Genomic DNA, 16,133 nt, shown 5'->3' on the forward strand with positions numbered 1-16,133 from the left:
GAATGTTCAGCGCTCGATGCGTAATGCGATGTAAATCAGCAGCGGCAATATGAAATCGACAATATGCCTGGCCCAATCGTTGGCGTTCCAGGTTTGTGAGGTGTCCATGTCGAACCATTCGACACCGATAACTTGCAGACAGACGTAATAGACAAACGTGGCAAGTAACAAACCAATGATCGAGTATTTTTTTGCCTCGTGAAATTCCTCTGCCGAAGCATTGAGTTTTCGGCAGAGATGAAAAGCTCCCAACAGGCAAAAGGCGGTGTAGATCACCTCCATGGTAATGATCAGCCAATAAATTCGGTGGTGCAGCATCGGCGATTCAATGGCCCGGTAGCGGATGTTGTCATTGATTTGAGTCGTGTCCATGCTCAGCACATGGCCGACGTACTCATAGTTCGATGAATAGTCAGTGAAGTTGCTGAACATGACCAGCAAGCCGAAGAAACTGAAGTAAGTCATCAAAGTGACTTTGCTGTAGCGAATGAGTTTGTCAGTGGTCAAGTTGCTCAAGTTTGTTGCTCTCCCTAACGTCGTGCCGTGAAGTTGATAGCGGGAACGTTTATAACCTGAGTTTTTTTATTTGGCCCTGGAGTTGAATTGCAAGTTGTGTTCAGTGTTGATGGTCGGAATAAATGGCGGGCAAGTATCACGTGATACTTGCCCGTTTTTTCAGCCGCGCCAGACTTGCGGATTGACCAGATCCTGCGGGCGTTCGCCGAGCAGGGCGCTGCGCAGATTGGCAAGGGCGCGGTTGGCCATGGCTTCGCGGGTTTCGTTTGTAGCTGAGCCGATGTGCGGCAATGTCACGGCGTTTTTCAGCTGGAACAGCGGCGACTCGGCCAGCGGTTCTTTTTCGTAGACATCCAGGCCTGCGCCGCGGATCTGGTTGTTTTGCAGGGCGGCGATCAGTGCCGGTTCGTCGACTACCGGGCCGCGGGCGATGTTGACCAGAATGGCGTCTGGTTTCATCAGGCCCAGTTCACGGGTGCTGATCAGGTGGCGAGTCTTGTCGCTGAGTGGTACCACCAGGCAGACGAAATCGGCTTCGGCGAGCAACTGGTCGAGGCTGCGAAATTGTGCGCCGAGTTCATTTTCCAGTTCAGTCTTACGGCTGTTGCCGCTGTAGATGATCGGCATGTTGAAGCCGAAACGACCACGACGGGCGATGGCGGCACCGATGTTGCCCATGCCGACGATGCCCAAGGTTTTGCCGTGTACATCGCAGCCGAACAGCGGGGCGCCGACGCTGGCTTGCCATTGGCCGGCCTTGGTCCAGGCGTCGAGTTCGGCGACGCGGCGGGCACTGCTCATGATCAGGGCGAAGGCGAGGTCGGCGGTGCTTTCGGTGAGCACGTCGGGGGTGTTGGTGAGCATGATCCCGCGTTCGTTGAAGTAGTCGAGGTCGTAGTTGTCGTAGCCGACCGAGACACTGGAGACCACTTCGAGTTTCGCGGCGTTTTCAAGTTGGGCTTTGCCGAGTTTGCGGCCGACGCCGATGAGACCGTGGGCGTGGGGCAGGGCTTCGTTGAACTGGGCGTTGATGTCACCGTTTTTCGGGTTAGGGACGATGACGTCAAACTCTTGTTGCAGGCGTTCGATCATGGGCGGGGTGATACGGCTGAAGGCCAGGACTGTTTTTTTCATCGCTTTGGACTCGGCTTCGGGGCTTTATTGCCAAGCAAGCTAACATTTATTTGTGGAGTTTGGCTTGTTCTTGGCGGCCTCTGGGCCGACCAGGCTTTTGGGGTTTTGGGTGAATATCCGTTGCTTCGGGTGTTGCGGCTGGCGGTTTCGCTTTTACAGCGACTCACTTTGGCAAACGCCCCAAAGTAACCAAAACGCTGGGCCCCGGCGTACGGCCCTCGCCGTGGCTCGGGTTCCTTCGTTGCGGAACTCAGCCTGCCGAAGGGGCCGGTACGGCAAGATCAAAAGCTTTACTCGAGCTAACGCTCATTGTGTTGAGTGGGTGGCTTCGCCGTAGGGGTATTCGCAAATCGAAATTGTGGGAGCTGTTTTGTCGGTGATGGTGGCTAGACCGCCGGCCAGGTGGATTCAGCTCCCGGGTGCGGTGTTCTTTCAGGTGCGTACGTCGGTTCTGTGTCTGGGCACCGTTGTAGCTTCGATTCCTTTGATCGTGCCAGTAACTTTGAGTTTGAGTTTCTCAAAGGCGTTGAGCACAAACAGGTTCAGGCTGGCCTCAAGGGTTTCTTTCTCTCTGTCGAACTGGATGTAAACCGCTTTTTTTCCGTACAGCGCATCGTAAGTCGTTGTGATGGTTGATCCCGCTGTTCGTTTGATCTCGGTGTAGGCGATGTAGGTGATGTCGCTGTCCCGGTTGTAATCATTCCAGCCATTGGTGATGTAGCGGTCGAAGTTGATCGCCAGTATCCGGGTCAATCGCGTGGTGACGTGGGTGACTCTGAGTTGTGCCCCGAAGTATTCCACCAGAAAGGTGTTTTCGTTGGTTGAGAATTTTGATCGGGTGTCTATTTTGATGGTCGCCAAGCCATTGGGAGGTTGCTGAGGGCGTGGCTCTTTGGGAAGTGATCTTGTCATCGTTTGGGCCCATTTTGGCAATTCAAAGGGAGTTTCACTCCGCTCCAATATTGGTTTTCAGAGGCGTGGCGACAACTGTCAGAACTAACAGGCAAATAGGTTTTTTTTAGAGTCTTTGGCGATTGTTATTGTTGTTCTAATCGCCAAATTTGAAAGTGTTGTAAAAATCAGTTCGCTACCCGAGCCCCCGCCAGACTGCCGCTCAATTCATACGCGGCCAGTTCCGCCTGATGGGCCGACAGGATTTCCGGCAACGAGCCGCGCAGGTACTCGACCCAAGTCTTGATCTTCGCATCCAGGTATTGGCGGGACGGGTAGATGGCGTACAGGTTCAATTCCTGCGAGCGGTAGTTCGGCATGACGCGAACGAGGGTGCCATTGCGCAGGCCTTCAATCGCGGCGTACACCGGCAGGACGCCGACGCCCATGCCGCTGGTGATGGCGGTTTTCATCGCGTCGGCGGAGTTCACCAGGAAGGGTGAGCTGTTGATGGTGACCATCTCCTGGCCGTCCGGGCCGTCGAAGGCCCATTTTTCCAGGGGGATCACCGGGCTGACCAGACGCAGGCAGGCGTGGTTGAGCAGGTCACTGGGCTTTTGTGCGCAGCCGTTGGCTTTCACGTAGGCCGGGGAGGCGCAGACGATGCTGTAGGTGATGCCCAGTCGCTGCGAGACGAAGCCCGAGTCGGGCAGTTCGCGGGCGAGCACGATGGAGACGTCGTAGCCTTCGTCGAGCAGGTCTGGCACGCGGTTGGCCATGGTCAGGTCGAAGGTTACGTCCGGGTGGGTCTTGCGGTAGCGGGCGATGGCGTCGATCACGAAGTGCTGACCGATGCCGGTCATGGTGTGCACTTTCAACTGCCCGGCCGGGCGGGCGTGGGCTTCGCTGGCTTCGGCTTCGGCTTCTTCGACGTACGCAAGGATCTGCTCGCAGCGCAGCAGGTAGCGTTTGCCGGCCTCTGTGAGTGCGATGCGTCGGGTCGTGCGGTTGAGCAGTCGGGTTTGCAGGTGGGCCTCAAGGTTGGAGACCGCGCGCGAGACGTTGGCGGTGGTGGTGTCGAGTTGCACGGCGGCGGCGGTGAAGCTGCCGGCTTCGGCCACACAACTGAAGGCGCGCATGTTTTGCAAAGTGTCCATGGGGTGCTCTCAAGGGAGATGGCAAATTGTGACACGAAGTTTCAGGGGCTGAGACCCCCGACCAAGGGATTATCTCGTTAACCGTAACAAAGATTCGCAGAAAACCCAGCTTATCGCCGTTCAGGGCGCCCCCTAGAATTGCGCCCACCTCGAAACATCTCCCACCTCAGGAATTCGCAGCAGTGCCGCGTCGCATCAACAGAGCGCTTTTGCCGCTCAGTGTTCTGGCTTTTACGTTAAGTCTCAGCGGCTGCATCGGAACCGGAGGGATTGCCCCGCAGGGCAAGGCTCTGGAGGCCAATGAACTGGCCACCGACGAGGCCATCGCCCACGCCGCCCGTGACGCAAACTGGCCCACCGCCCAATGGTGGCAAGCCTACGGCGACCCGCAACTCAATCGCTGGATCGACCTTGCGGTACAAGGCAGCCCGAGCATGGCCATGGCCGCTGCGCGTGTGCGTCAGGCCAAAGCCATGGCCGGTGTCGCTGAAGCAGCCGAATCGTTGCAGGTCAATGGCGAGTCGACCCTCAAGCGCCACAATTGGCCGACCGACCCGTTTTACGGCCCCGGCGATCTGGCCAACACCACCACCTGGGACAACAACGCCGCACTGGGTTTCAGCTACGCCCTCGACCTGTGGGGGCGCGAGAGCAACGCCAGCGAACGCGCGGTGGATCTGGCCCACATGAGCGCGGCCGAAGCACGGTTGGCGCAGCTCGAATTGCAAAACAACATCGTGCGCGCCTACATCGAACTGTCGCTGCATTACGCCCAGCGCGACATCGTCGCGGCGACGCTCAAGCAGCAACAGCAGATTCTCGATCTGGCGCAGAAGCGTCTGATCGGCGGAATCGGCACGCACTTTGAAGTCAGCCAGGCTGAGACGCCGTTGCCGGAAACCCATCGACAACTCGATGCGCTGGACGAAGAAATTGCCCTCAGCCGCAATCAGATTGCCGCGCTGGCCGGTAAGGGCCCGGGTGAGGGCGCGCAGTTGCAGCGGCCGACGTTATCCCTCGGCGCCGCGTTGAAACTGCCATCGGCGTTGCCCGCCGAATTGCTCGGCCAGCGTCCGGACGTGGTTGCCAGTCGCTGGCAAGTGGCGGCGCAGGCGCGCGGGATCAACATGGCGCACGCCGGGTTTTATCCCAACGTCGATCTGGTCGGCAGCCTCGGCTACATGGCCACCGGCGGTGGCGCGCTGGAGTTTCTCACCGGCAAGAAACTCAACTACAACGTCGGCCCGGCGATTTCGCTGCCGATCTTCGATGGCGGTCGCTTGCGTGCCGAACTGGGGGAAGCGTCCGCCGGTTACGACATCGCCGTGGCGCATTACAACCAGACCCTGATCAATGCGCTGAAGACCATCTCGGACCAGTTGATCCGTCGCGAGTCGATGGACAAGCAGCAAACGTTCGCTGCCGAGTCGGTAGCCACGGCGCAGAAGACCTACGACATCGCGATGATCGCTTATCAGCGCGGCCTCACCGATTACCTCAATGTGCTGAATGCGCAGACGTTGTTGTTCAAACAGCAGCAGGTGCAGCAGCAGGTACAGGCCGCGCGGTTGAGTGCCCATGCCGAGTTAGTGACAGCGCTGGGTGGTGGCCTCGGTGCCGGTAACGATGTCCCGAACGCCGCGAAAACCCAGGTGCCGAAAACCCCGGCGGTCCTGCGTTGAAAAAAAACCTGAGGCAGATGAATACCTGTGGCGAGGGGATTTATCCCCGTTCGGCGGCGCAGCCGTCGCAAACCCGGCGAATGCGGATCGGCGGTGAGAATCGGGTCGCAGGTTTTGGGGCCGCTTCGCTGCCCAACGGGGATAAATCCCCTCGCCACAGGTGTTGGGCACTCCGCAAAAAATTCTTCAGTTCTCGATCATTGAGCACAATTTAATGACTCCCTTGCCCGCACCTCTACGCTGGCTCTACTCCCTGGAATGGCGTCGCGGTTTTTTCGACTGGGCGCGCAGCGATGGCGTGACCTGGGTCTACATCTTCAAGGTGTTGATCGCCGCTTTCCTGACCCTGTGGCTGGCCATGCGCCTGGAGCTGCCGCAGCCGCGCACCGCGATGATCACCGTGTTCATCGTCATGCAGCCGCAGAGCGGTCAGGTCTTCGCCAAGAGTTTTTATCGCTTCCTCGGCACCCTCGCCGGGTCGGCGATGATGGTTACGCTGATCGCCTTATTCGCGCAAAACACTGAGCTGTTCCTCGGCTCGCTGGCGATCTGGGTCGGCATCTGCTCGGCCGGCGCCGCCCGTTGCCGCAACTTCCGCGCCTACGGTTTTGTGCTGGCCGGGTACACCGCCGCGATGGTTGGCTTGCCGGCACTGGCGCATCCCGATGGCGCATTTATGGCGGCCGTGTGGCGGGTGCTGGAAATCTCCCTGGGGATTCTCTGCTCAACAGTAATCAGCGCCGCGATCCTGCCGCAAACCGCCAGCGCCGCGATGCGCAACGCCCTGTACCAGCGCTTCGGTGTGTTCGCGCTGTTCGTCACTGACGGGCTGCGCGGGCGCAGCAAACCGGAGTCATTCGAGGCCAGTAACGTGCGCTTCATCGCCGAAGCGGTGGGTCTGGAAGGGCTGCGCAGCGTGACCGTTTTCGAAGACCCGCACATGCGTCGGCGCAATGGGCGGCTGAGCCGTTTGAACAGCGAATTCATGGGCATCACCACGCGCTTCAACGCCTTGCATCAATTGCTTGAACGCCTGCGCGGCAACGGCGAAGAACACGTCGTCGCGGCCATCAAACCCGGCCTGCAGGATCTCGCCGAAGTGCTCGACGGCTTCAGCGGTCGTGCGCTGACCAGCCCCGATGCAGCGCGTCTGGCGACGGCGTTGGCCACCTACAAGGAAGGCCTGCCGGCGCGGGTGCGAGCCCTGCGCGCGATCTTCCAGCAGAGCGAACCGAACGACGCCGAGCAACTGGATTTTCACACTGCGTACGAGCTGCTTTATCGCTTCGTCGACGACCTGCACAGTTATGCACAGACCCACGCCTCGCTGGCCGATCACCGTCACGAACGCGAAAGCTGGGATGAGCCGTTCACCCCGCAAACCAACTGGTGGGCCGCCGCCGCATCGGGGATTCGCGCCTCGTTCATCCTCATCGTGCTGGGCAGTTATTGGGTCGCCACCGCGTGGCCGAGCGGCGCGACGATGACGTTGATCGCCGCCGCCACCGTGGGACTGTCCGCCGCCACGCCGAACCCGAAACGCATGGCGTTTCAGATGGCCTGCGGCACCTTCCTCGGCGCGCTGATCGGCTTCGTCGAGATGTTTTTCATCTTTCCGTGGATCGATGGTTTTCCACTGCTGTGCATGATGCTCGCCCCGGTGATCGTGCTCGGTGCATTCCTCGCGTCACGTCCGCAATATGCGGGTGTCGGCCTCGGTCTGCTGATTTTCTTCAGCACCGGTTCGGTGCCGGACAACCTGACCATTTACAACCCGTACACCTTCATCAACGACTACATTGCCATGGTCATGGGCATGCTGGTCTGCGCCGCTGCCGGCGCGATTATTCTGCCGCCGAACAGCCGTTGGTTGTGGCAGCGCCTGGAGCAGGATCTGCGCGGACAAGTGGTCTACGCGATCAGCGGCAAACTCAAAGGTCTGGCGTCGAGTTTCGAAAGCCGGACCCGCGACTTGCTGCATCAGGCTTATGGTCTCGCCGCCGGGCAACCGAAGGTGCAGAAGAGTCTGCTGCGCTGGATGTTCGTGGTACTCGAAGTCGGTCACGCGATTATCGAGTTGCGCAAGGAACAGGCGATCCTGCCGGTGCATCCCGCGTATGCCGAATCGCAGCCGTGGCGTCAGGCGATCCGCGTGATGGGCCGCGCCTTGGTGCGGCTGTTTCTGCAACCGAACGCCAGCAATCTTGAACGTGCACTGGTCGCGGTCGATCACGCCATCAGCCGCGTGGCCGCCACTGATGAGCCGTTCGCGCCGCACTTCGATACCTCGGCGCTGCGTCGGGTGAAAAGCTATTTGCACTTCATCCGCACCTCGTTGCTCGACCCGCAATCACCGCTTGCCGAATTCGCCCCCGCCAGGCCCGAAGGACTTGCCCATGCCTCGTGAAATCGCCTTCCACGGCGTGTACATGCCGACCATGACCCTGATGTTTTTTGTCGCTGCGGCACTGGCCTGGGCACTGGACCGGTTCCTCTCGGGGTTCGATCTGTACCGCTTCTTCTGGCACCCGGCGCTGCTGCGTCTGAGTCTGTTTACCTGTCTGTTCGGCGCCATGGCGCTGACCGTCTACCGTTGAGAACGTCCCGATGAAAAAGTTTTTCAGTCTGCTCGCGACCCTGCTGGTGCTGGCACTTGCGCTGTGGATCGGCCGCACGCTGTGGGAGCACTACATGAACACGCCGTGGACCCGCGATGGCCGGGTGCGGGCGGACATCATCAACGTCGCCGCCGACGTCACCGGTGAAGTGGTGGACGTGCCGGTGCGTGACAACCAATTGGTGAAGAAGGGCGATCTGCTGATGCAGATCGACCCCGAACACTATCGTCTCGCGGTGAAACAGGCGCAGTCGCTGGTGGCGTCTCGCAAGGCCACGTGGGAGATGCGCAAGGTCAACGCCCATCGCCGTGCCGATCTGGACAACCTGGTGATCTCGAAGGAAAACCGCGACGACGCCAGCAACATCGCCGACTCGGCACTGGCCGATTACCAACAGGCCCAGGCGCAACTGGAAGCCGCCGAACTCAACCTCAAACGCACCGAGGTGCGCGCCGCGGTCGACGGTTATGTGACCAACCTCAACGTCCATCGCGGCGACTACGCGCGCATTGGCGAGGCGAAAATGGCCGTGGTCGACATGAATTCGTTCTGGGTCTACGGCTTCTTCGAAGAAACCAAATTGCCTCACGTGCGGGTAGGCGACAAAGCCGACATGCAACTGATGAGCGGTGAAGTGCTCAAGGGCCATGTGGAAAGCATCTCGCGCGGCATCTATGACCGCGACAACCCGGAAAGCCGTGAACTGATCGCCGATGTGAACCCGACGTTCAACTGGGTGCGTCTGGCGCAACGGGTGCCGGTGCGCATTCACATCGATGAAGTGCCGGACGGTGTGTTGCTGGCGGCGGGGATTACTTGCACCGTTGTTGTGAAGCAGGATCCTGTCGAGTAGTCCGTTGGCGAGGGAGCAGGCTCTCTCGCCATAACCGGGCGGTTTCAGCGTTGGCAAAACGTCTCATGCAAATGCCGCCAGATCACCCGCCCGGATTCGTGCTTTTCAAACAGCACGGTCGAGCGCCGATCCGTGTGCAAGCCGCTGGCATCGGTTTGCTGCTCGCGGTAACTCACCGTCGCGCCGCCTGCGAATATCGCGACCCCGTGCAGTTCACTCAGCGCAATCCTGAACCCTTTCTTGCTGCCGCCGGCCGCTTGAAACAGTGCACGCAACGTCTCGAAATCCAATTCGCGGCCCAGTGGTGAAACCATCGAAAACTGCGGCGAGAACCGCGTCAGCAAGCGTTCCAGCGCCGCTGCGTCTTCCTCGACGGCAAACCAGCGTTCGATGGCTTTGTGCGCGTCGATCACTTCGGCGAAATATTCGTTGTAGTCAGTCATGTGGATTTTTCCTGAAGGGAAGGCGTGGCCAGCAGGGCCAGAACCGTTGTCGAGTCGAAACGCAAAACACTCGCCATCGGCAACAACGTGAGCAGCGCGGCGGCGATGAAGCAAGCATGGAATCCGTCGCCGCCCAATGCGCCGAGCAATGAACTGAGCAGCGCCGCACCGAGGCAGAATCCGAGCTGGCGATTGATGTTCCACAGGGCGCTGGAGTGGGCCATCTTCTCCGCCGCGATGCCGACGAAGGCGAGGGTTTGGGCGCTAACGCTGCACAGGCTGCCGCCCAGTCCCATCAGGGCGTAGGCCATGATCAAAGGCGTGCTGGCGGGTTGTTCGATGCGCATCAGCAACACAATGCCCAGGCATTGCAAGACCATCCCGGCGCTCAACAAAGGTTTGGGACCGATGCGGTTGAAGCAGCGTTTGCCGAGCAGGATCGCCACCCCCGAGCCCGCCGCCCACGGCAGCATCAATGCACCGATCTGCGCCGCGCCGACGCCGAGATCGTGCAGGTACAACACGGCAATCATATGAGTGCCGGTGAATACGCCGGGCACGCACAGGTAGATCAGCATCGCCAGGCGCAGCGACGGGTTTTTGATCAGTTGCAGGTCGAGAATCGCCCCGGGTTTGCCCCAGCCATCGCGCAGGTACAGGCCCAGCGTCATGAGGCTGAGCAACAGCACCCAGGCAGCGAGGGCACGGGTGTCGGCAGCGCTTGCCAGGCTGACGGCGATCAGCAAAAGACTCAATGCCGAGGCGGCCAGCAGCAGGCCGCGTACGTCGAGTGTCGGGCGTTGATCACTCGGTTGCTCGGCTCTCAACCAGCGCAGGCCGAGACCGAAGGCGAGCAGCGCCACTGGCAGGTTCAGGTAGAAAATCCAGCGCCAGGACGACGCCTGCACAATCAATCCTCCGGCCGCCGGCGACAAGGCCGGCACCATCAGCGCCACGAGCAACACCACGCCGGTGAAGTGTGCACGCTGCTGCGCTGGAAACTGTCGGTAAGCCAGGGCCTGACCCACCGGCAGCAACAAACCGCCACCCAGTCCTTGCAGCAGCCGCCAGCCGATCAGGCTTTCAATCGATCCCGCTTGTGCGACCAGCGCCGAAGCAATTCCGAATAACAGCAGCGAAGCGAGGATCAGCCGCCGCTCGCCCAGCCGTGCCGCCAGCCACACGCTCAGCGGAATGATCAGCGTCAGGCCGAGCATGTAAGCGTTGGTGATCCACGCCAGCTCTGTCACCGAGGCGTGCAGTTGTCGGGCGATGTCGGGGTAGGCAATGCTGGCGACGAACATGTTCAGCAGGTCGAGGGCGAACCCCAACAGATACACCAGCGCGACTTTCGAGCGATAGGCCATGGCCATTTTCCTGTGATGAGGCGTGCAGGGTAAGGCGCCTGTCGGGTTAGGAAAACGCTGGTTTGCCTGCTAGTTTGTCAAAATTATTTTGACAAGGAGGGCCGCGAACATGGTCAGTCTGGACCGATTCGACACCTTCAAAGCCGTGGTCGAGGCTGGCTCCCTGACGGCTGCCGCCGAGACTTTGGGGCAGACCCGCGCGGTGGTGAGCTTCAATCTCAAACGCCTCGAGGAGGAGTTGGGCGTGACCTTGCTCACCCGCAACACCCGGCAACTGGCGCTCACCGATGCCGGCGAACGTTTTTATCGGCGCTGTTTGCGCACGCTGGACGAAGCGCGGCTGGCGATTGAAGAGGCGCGCTCGGAGCATTCACAACTCAAGGGCACGTTGCGCATCACCACGACCGTGGAGTTTGCCCTGGCTCAAGTGGTGCCAGCGCTGGAAGTGTTTCGTCAGCAACAGCCGCAGTTGAATATTCACCTGTCGACGTCCTCGACCCACGCCGATCTGATCTCCGAACGTTTTGACATGGCGATTCGTCTGGGGCGCATGCACGACTCCAATCTGCGCGCGGTGCAGCTGTCGACGTTCGAAGTGTTTGCGGTGGCGGCGCCCGGATTGATCGAGCGTTTTGCACCAGTGGGCTCACTGGCGGTGCTGGAGTCAATGCCGACGCTGGGGCATGGGCGGGTGCCGGAAATGACCGTTACTGACCCGAGTGGTACCGAGCATGTCTATCAGCCAAAACCGGGCACCACCGCCATCGTCGCGGATAATTCGGCAACCCTGCGAGCCTTTGCGTTGACCGGGCAAGGCGTGGCGATTCTGCCGCAGTGGCTGATTCAGCAAGACCTGGATGCCGGACGATTACAACGCCTGTTGCCGGATTTTCGTTTTTCTCAGCAAGGGGTTTACGCGTTGTACCCGGACACCCGACACCTGCCACTGAAGGTGCGGGCGTTCATTGATTTCATGAAAGCGTGGGGCTGAGATTTTGTGTTGGCTGTTCTGGCCCCTTCGCGGGCAAGCCCGTTCCCACATCTGGAATGCATTCCCCTGTGGGAGCGGGCTTGCTCGCGAAAGCGTCCACTCGGTCTCAGAGCTGTCCGCGCAACCCGAACCGTTTCATTAACGTCGACTCCAGCAACCCTTTTGGCAACAACGTCGCCAGCAACGGCAGCGCCCGACTGCCATTGCCGATGCGGATCAGCCGTGGCGGCTTGCTTTGCTGCACGGCCTTTAGCAATTCAGCCGCAAACTCACTCGCCGGCGTCGGTTTGTCCTGCGAGGCCTTGGCTCTTGCGCGTATGCCTTCTCGCAATGGAAACCACGGCGACTGCTCGTTGATCAACTGCTCGGCCTCATGCCCGGCATTTCTGGCGAAGCTCGATTGGATCGCCCCCGGCTGCACTTCCATCACACGGATGCCGAATGGCGCCAGTTCCATGCGCAAGGCATCGCTAAGTGCATGTACTGCCGCTTTGGAGGCGCAGTAGGCACCGGCGAACGGCGTGACCAGAACGCCGGACACGCTGCCGATATTCACCACCAGCCCCTTGGTGCGGCGCAGCACCGGGAACAGCGCGCGGGTGACGCCGACAATCGAGAACACGTTGGTTTCGAACTGTCGCTGCAGCGCCGTGACGCCGCCGTCGAGCAACGGCCCCATGGCGCCGTAACCGGCGTTGTTGATCAGCACATCGAGGCCGCCGGGTTGCTGGTCGATGCGTTCGGCGAGTTGCTCCAGCGCTGCATTGTCATTGACGTCCAGCGCGATCGCGGTAAAACCGGCAGCGGCGAGGGCTGTGACGTCATCAGCCTTACGGGCCGTGGCCCATACCTCGAAACCGGCTGCTTTGAACGCATCGGCGAGCGCGCGGCCGATGCCGCTGGAACAACCGGTAATCAACGCAACGGGCATGGCGCATTCCTTGTGCAAAAAGTGGGGGGAAGGGATCAGTCGGAAAAACTACCCTGCAATCGCTCGGCGCGGAACTCCAGCGTTTGCGGACGATAACCGGGGCGAATCGGTGGTAGGGGCAGACAATCTTCCCAACTGGCGCCGGCCTGTAATTCGCCGGGGCCGCGATAGCGCGGGGCGGTGTATTGATTGTCGGCAAGGTTGACCGTGTCGCCCGGCGCATAGGCTGCGATGCGCCAGCGCAGTTCGGTCAGCGGTACGTCGTTGCCGTTGTTCATCTTCAATTGCAAGGGGCGATCCGCCGGACATTGCCCGGGCGCATAGCTGATGCGCAGCTCCAGGCGCGCCAGTTGCTTGACCTCGCGATTATCCAGCCACACCACCCACATCGCCACAAAGCCTAGCCCGACGGCTGCCGCCACCGAGACCGGCAGGGCCTTGGCTGGATAGCGCAACAGCAGAATCAGCCAGGTGATGACCAGCAGAATGCCGATGAACATGTTTGAACGCTCCTTGAACCCGTGACGCCCATCCTACCGAAGGGGCACAGGAATGGACATGCGCGGACTGGACGAAGTTACCGTTGGTCGGAACTGTAATTTCTGACAGTAGGCATGGCGGTGTTCGGCTGCTCACATGCCCGCAGGGTCGCGGCGTCTTTATCTGGTGGAGTGGGGCTAATGGACATGCATCGCAACACGCCGAGGGTGACGGCAGTGGATCCACGCGGCCTGGCGGCTCGTACAATCGACTATTGGCGCGCCGACGTCGCTTTCGCTGCCGAAGCCCGCATCAACCGCATTCTTTACGACGCAGCCGGACGTGCGGTCAAACAGTGGGATCCGCGTTTGTGGGCACTGCAAGCCAATGACCCGTTGGCACCGGCCAACCTGATCTCGATCTACGCATTGAACGGACAAGAACTGCGCTCTGATAGCGTCGATGCCGGAGTACAGACGGGATTGCCCGGCCCCGGCGCCGAGGTACTGCGCCATTGGGACAGTCGAGGAACGCATCGGGAGGTGCGCTATGACCGGTTGTTGCGCCCGGTTGCAGTGTTTGAAGAAGGGCGGACTCAGCTGCGGCATTGCATCGAGCGTTTCGAGTATGGTCACCCCGGCGCCGGAGACTCTGCCTGCAATCAGTTCGGACAGTTGATCGAACATTGCGACCCGGCGGGCAGCGTGCTGTCCAACAGCTTTGCGCTCGGCGGCGACTGTCTGGAAAACACCCGGCATTACACGCTGGATCCGGTGCTCCCGGATTGGCCGTCACAGATTGAAGATCGCCGGCGTTTGCTTGAGCCCGGCGTCGGGGCAACCACCCGATTGCACGTTGGAGTACTGGGTCAGGTGCTTGAGCAGGTCGATGCGCGTGGCAATCGGCATGGACTTGAATGGACGGTCGACGGCCATTTGCGAGCCAGACAGTTGCAACTCAAAGACCAGGGCGCCGCGCGAACTCTGGTCAGCGACATTCAATACAACGCAGCTGGCCAAGTCACTCAGGAAGTGGCGGGAAACGGCGTGCGGAGCACATTGACCTATCGGAACGAGGACAGTCGGCTTTTGATTCGCCATACCAGCGATCCTCAGGGAAGGGTGTTGCAGCATCTGACCTACGACTATGACCCGATGGGCAACTTGTTAAGAGTTGCCGATATGGCTCTGCCGACGCGCTACTTCGCCAACCAGCGTATTGATCCGTTGAGTCGTTTTACATACGACAGTCTCTACCAATTAAGCGAAGCGATTGGCTGGGAGGCGGGGCCAAGCGGTCACGGGCCGACCGCGCTCGCCAATTACCGTCAGACGTATTGCCACGACAGCGGCGGTAACCTGCGCCGGCTGACTCATGTCGGCGCGCAAAATCCCGGTCATGATCTGCAGGCCGCCCGTTACAGCAATCGCTGCCTGCCCTGGCGCGACGGGCTGCCGCCCGATGAAGCGCAAATTGCTGAGGCATTCGATCTTCGGGGCAATTTATTGAAGCTGGATGCGGGTCGTACGCTGACATGGAATCTGCGCAATCAGTTGCACTCAGTCACGCCGGTCGAGAGGCCGGGCAGACAACCTGACCGAGAAGTTTATCTTTACGATGGCCAAGGCCTGAGAGTGCGCAAGATCCGTTGTTTGCAGACCAACGCCCGAACAGTGATCAACGAGGTGCGTTATCTGCCGGAACTGGAATTGCGCAGCGACACCGGCACCGGGGAGTGCGTGCAGATCATCACCGTACAGACCGGGCTCAATAGCGTGCGGATCTTGCATTGGGAGAGTCCGCCAGCCTCGGCTGCCGTCGACCAATATCGTTATGGGTTCACCGATCACTTGGGGTCGATCTGTCTGGAGTTGACTGCCGACGCACGCATTCTCAGCCGCGAGCATTTCTATCCGTTCGGTGCGACGGCCTGGAGCGATGGCGATGTCAGTTACAAGAGCGTGCGTTATTCAGGCAAGGAACAGGATCTGACCGGGCTTTACTGCTTTGGCATTCGCTATTACCTGCCGTGGCAGCAACGCTGGTGCAATCCCGACCCCAAGGGCTTCATCGACGGACCGAATGTTTATCAGATGGTCGGCAATTCACCGCTGACCTATGTCGATATCGAGGGTGAGAAAAAAACCAAGGCCGAGCTTTTGCAGGTCAGCGCGAGTAAGCAGGCGAGCCTGCTGGAAGTCACGGGTAATCGAGCATTCGATCTAAAGCATTCGTTACTGAATACGGCTTACGCAGGTCATCGAATGAAGGCGGCTGGCAGGCGTATGGGAGCAGCCGCGGCTTCATCTCTTCTGAACGGAGCACTTGAGACGGGAGGAACCGCCGTGGGAGCGTTGGCGGGGCCATTGGGAGTCAAGGCAGGAGGATGGGCCGGTAGCAAAGTCGCAGACGCTGTTTCTGCGAAAGTCGTTAAAAAATATCGTTTGGACCGACCCATCCGGTTGACGGGGCAGGAGATGAATCCCAAGCAGATTATCGAGGCGGTTGAACCCTCAAAACCCCGCAGCCTGATGACAATAGAGCAGGTTTTGAAAGCCATGGACCCTCGAGAGAAAGAGGGGCGTATTCAGTTGGGCAAAAACATCGTCGATGGAGTCGTTAAAAAAGGCGTCGATAAAGTGGGCAAAAAGTTAGGCGTGCTAGGCCCAGAGACTTTAAAGGTGGGTTTTGAAGTCGCTGTGGCTTCGATGGGACTCAAGGCGCAGGTGCTCAGCGACATCCACGACGACATTTCGACGGTCATCGACTTGCTGGAGTATCGCATGGACGCAATCAGAACCGAGTTTGGAGAGTCGGGAAGTGCTGATGAAGAGGTGTTTGGGCAAGTGGCGGACTTATCAGTACAAACGCAACAAATGGTAGAAACGTTACGCAAGAGACAGGGGATGATTGAGCTTCTGGCGCCGAGCCCTTATGCGGGTAGACGTCAGTCGGTGAGTGACCGCTCAGGTGGGAAGTCTCTGGTTCGCCGCGCGTCGGTCGGCTAGTGACACGCGACAAAAAAAGCCCCCGCCCAACCCGCTGCGGATAGGGGACGCAGTGGGCTGGA

The 16,133-nt window shown here is 59.9% G+C and carries 14 protein-coding genes; 6 read left to right on the top strand and 8 right to left on the bottom strand.

Annotated features, from left to right (window positions below; all coding sequences use genetic code 11):
* Positions 1-6: 6 nt before the first annotated feature.
* The 4 genes from F2P67_RS00775 to F2P67_RS00790 form a co-directional block, all read right to left on the bottom strand.
* Entirely contained in the window at positions 7-516 is a 510-nt protein-coding gene (locus F2P67_RS00775; RefSeq protein WP_166216087.1) for a DUF2165 family protein, read from the bottom strand.
* A 159-nt stretch (positions 517-675) separates the two neighbouring features.
* Positions 676-1,650 carry a 2-hydroxyacid dehydrogenase gene (locus F2P67_RS00780; RefSeq protein WP_166216090.1) on the bottom strand — a complete coding sequence of 325 codons (975 nt, stop codon included), beginning with the start codon at positions 1,648-1,650 and terminating at the stop codon, positions 676-678.
* 432 nt (positions 1,651-2,082) lie between these two features.
* On the bottom strand, positions 2,083-2,511 hold the full coding sequence (locus F2P67_RS00785) for a hypothetical protein (protein WP_166216093.1): 429 nt from the start codon (positions 2,509-2,511) through the stop codon (positions 2,083-2,085).
* A gap of 218 nt (positions 2,512-2,729) precedes the next feature.
* A complete protein-coding gene (locus F2P67_RS00790; RefSeq protein WP_166216096.1) occupies positions 2,730-3,698 on the bottom strand; it encodes a LysR family transcriptional regulator in 969 nt (322 codons plus the stop codon).
* A gap of 182 nt (positions 3,699-3,880) precedes the next feature.
* Between F2P67_RS00790 and F2P67_RS00795 the strand changes: the two genes are divergently transcribed.
* From F2P67_RS00795 to F2P67_RS00810, 4 genes are all read left to right on the top strand, one after another.
* The gene (locus tag F2P67_RS00795) at positions 3,881-5,380 is read left to right on the top strand and encodes an efflux transporter outer membrane subunit (protein ID WP_166216099.1); all 1,500 of its coding nucleotides are present in this window, start codon (positions 3,881-3,883) and stop codon (positions 5,378-5,380) included.
* Between the two features lie 214 nt (positions 5,381-5,594).
* The gene (locus F2P67_RS00800; RefSeq protein WP_166216102.1) at positions 5,595-7,787 is read left to right on the top strand and encodes an FUSC family protein; all 2,193 of its coding nucleotides are present in this window, start codon (positions 5,595-5,597) and stop codon (positions 7,785-7,787) included.
* Entirely contained in the window at positions 7,777-7,977 is a 201-nt protein-coding gene (locus tag F2P67_RS00805; RefSeq protein WP_003221811.1) for a DUF1656 domain-containing protein, read from the top strand. Before F2P67_RS00800 ends, F2P67_RS00805 begins: the two co-directional genes overlap by 11 nt.
* Positions 7,978-7,987: 10 nt before the next feature.
* A complete protein-coding gene (locus F2P67_RS00810; protein ID WP_166216105.1) occupies positions 7,988-8,851 on the top strand; it encodes an efflux RND transporter periplasmic adaptor subunit in 864 nt (287 codons plus the stop codon).
* A 44-nt stretch (positions 8,852-8,895) separates the two neighbouring features.
* Here F2P67_RS00810 and F2P67_RS00815 read toward each other — a convergent pair whose 3' ends face one another.
* Together F2P67_RS00815 and F2P67_RS00820 are read right to left on the bottom strand one after the other, a co-directional pair.
* Positions 8,896-9,294 carry a DUF4440 domain-containing protein gene (locus F2P67_RS00815; protein ID WP_166216107.1) on the bottom strand — a complete coding sequence of 133 codons (399 nt, stop codon included), beginning with the start codon at positions 9,292-9,294 and terminating at the stop codon, positions 8,896-8,898.
* Positions 9,291-10,661, bottom strand: a complete 1,371-nt coding sequence (locus F2P67_RS00820; RefSeq protein ID WP_166216110.1) for an MFS transporter — start codon at positions 10,659-10,661, stop codon at positions 9,291-9,293. Before F2P67_RS00820 ends, F2P67_RS00815 begins: the two co-directional genes overlap by 4 nt.
* Before the next feature lie 109 nt (positions 10,662-10,770).
* Between F2P67_RS00820 and F2P67_RS00825 the strand changes: the two genes are divergently transcribed.
* A complete protein-coding gene (locus F2P67_RS00825) occupies positions 10,771-11,652 on the top strand; it encodes a LysR family transcriptional regulator (RefSeq protein WP_166216113.1) in 882 nt (293 codons plus the stop codon).
* 106 nt (positions 11,653-11,758) lie between these two features.
* Here the strand turns inward: F2P67_RS00825 and F2P67_RS00830 are convergent, their stop codons facing one another.
* Positions 11,759-12,583: an SDR family oxidoreductase gene (locus F2P67_RS00830; protein WP_166216117.1), complete on the bottom strand. Its 825-nt coding sequence runs from the start codon at positions 12,581-12,583 to the stop codon at positions 11,759-11,761.
* 35 nt (positions 12,584-12,618) lie between these two features.
* Entirely contained in the window at positions 12,619-13,083 is a 465-nt protein-coding gene (locus F2P67_RS00835) for a multidrug transporter (RefSeq protein ID WP_166216120.1), read from the bottom strand.
* A gap of 180 nt (positions 13,084-13,263) precedes the next feature.
* Between F2P67_RS00835 and F2P67_RS00840 the strand changes: the two genes are divergently transcribed.
* A complete protein-coding gene (locus F2P67_RS00840) occupies positions 13,264-16,071 on the top strand; it encodes an RHS repeat domain-containing protein (RefSeq protein ID WP_166216123.1) in 2,808 nt (935 codons plus the stop codon).
* Positions 16,072-16,133 lie beyond the last annotated feature (62 nt).

The sequence above is a fragment of the Pseudomonas atagonensis genome (genome assembly GCF_011369485.1).
Taxonomy (GTDB): domain Bacteria; phylum Pseudomonadota; class Gammaproteobacteria; order Pseudomonadales; family Pseudomonadaceae; genus Aquipseudomonas; species Aquipseudomonas atagonensis.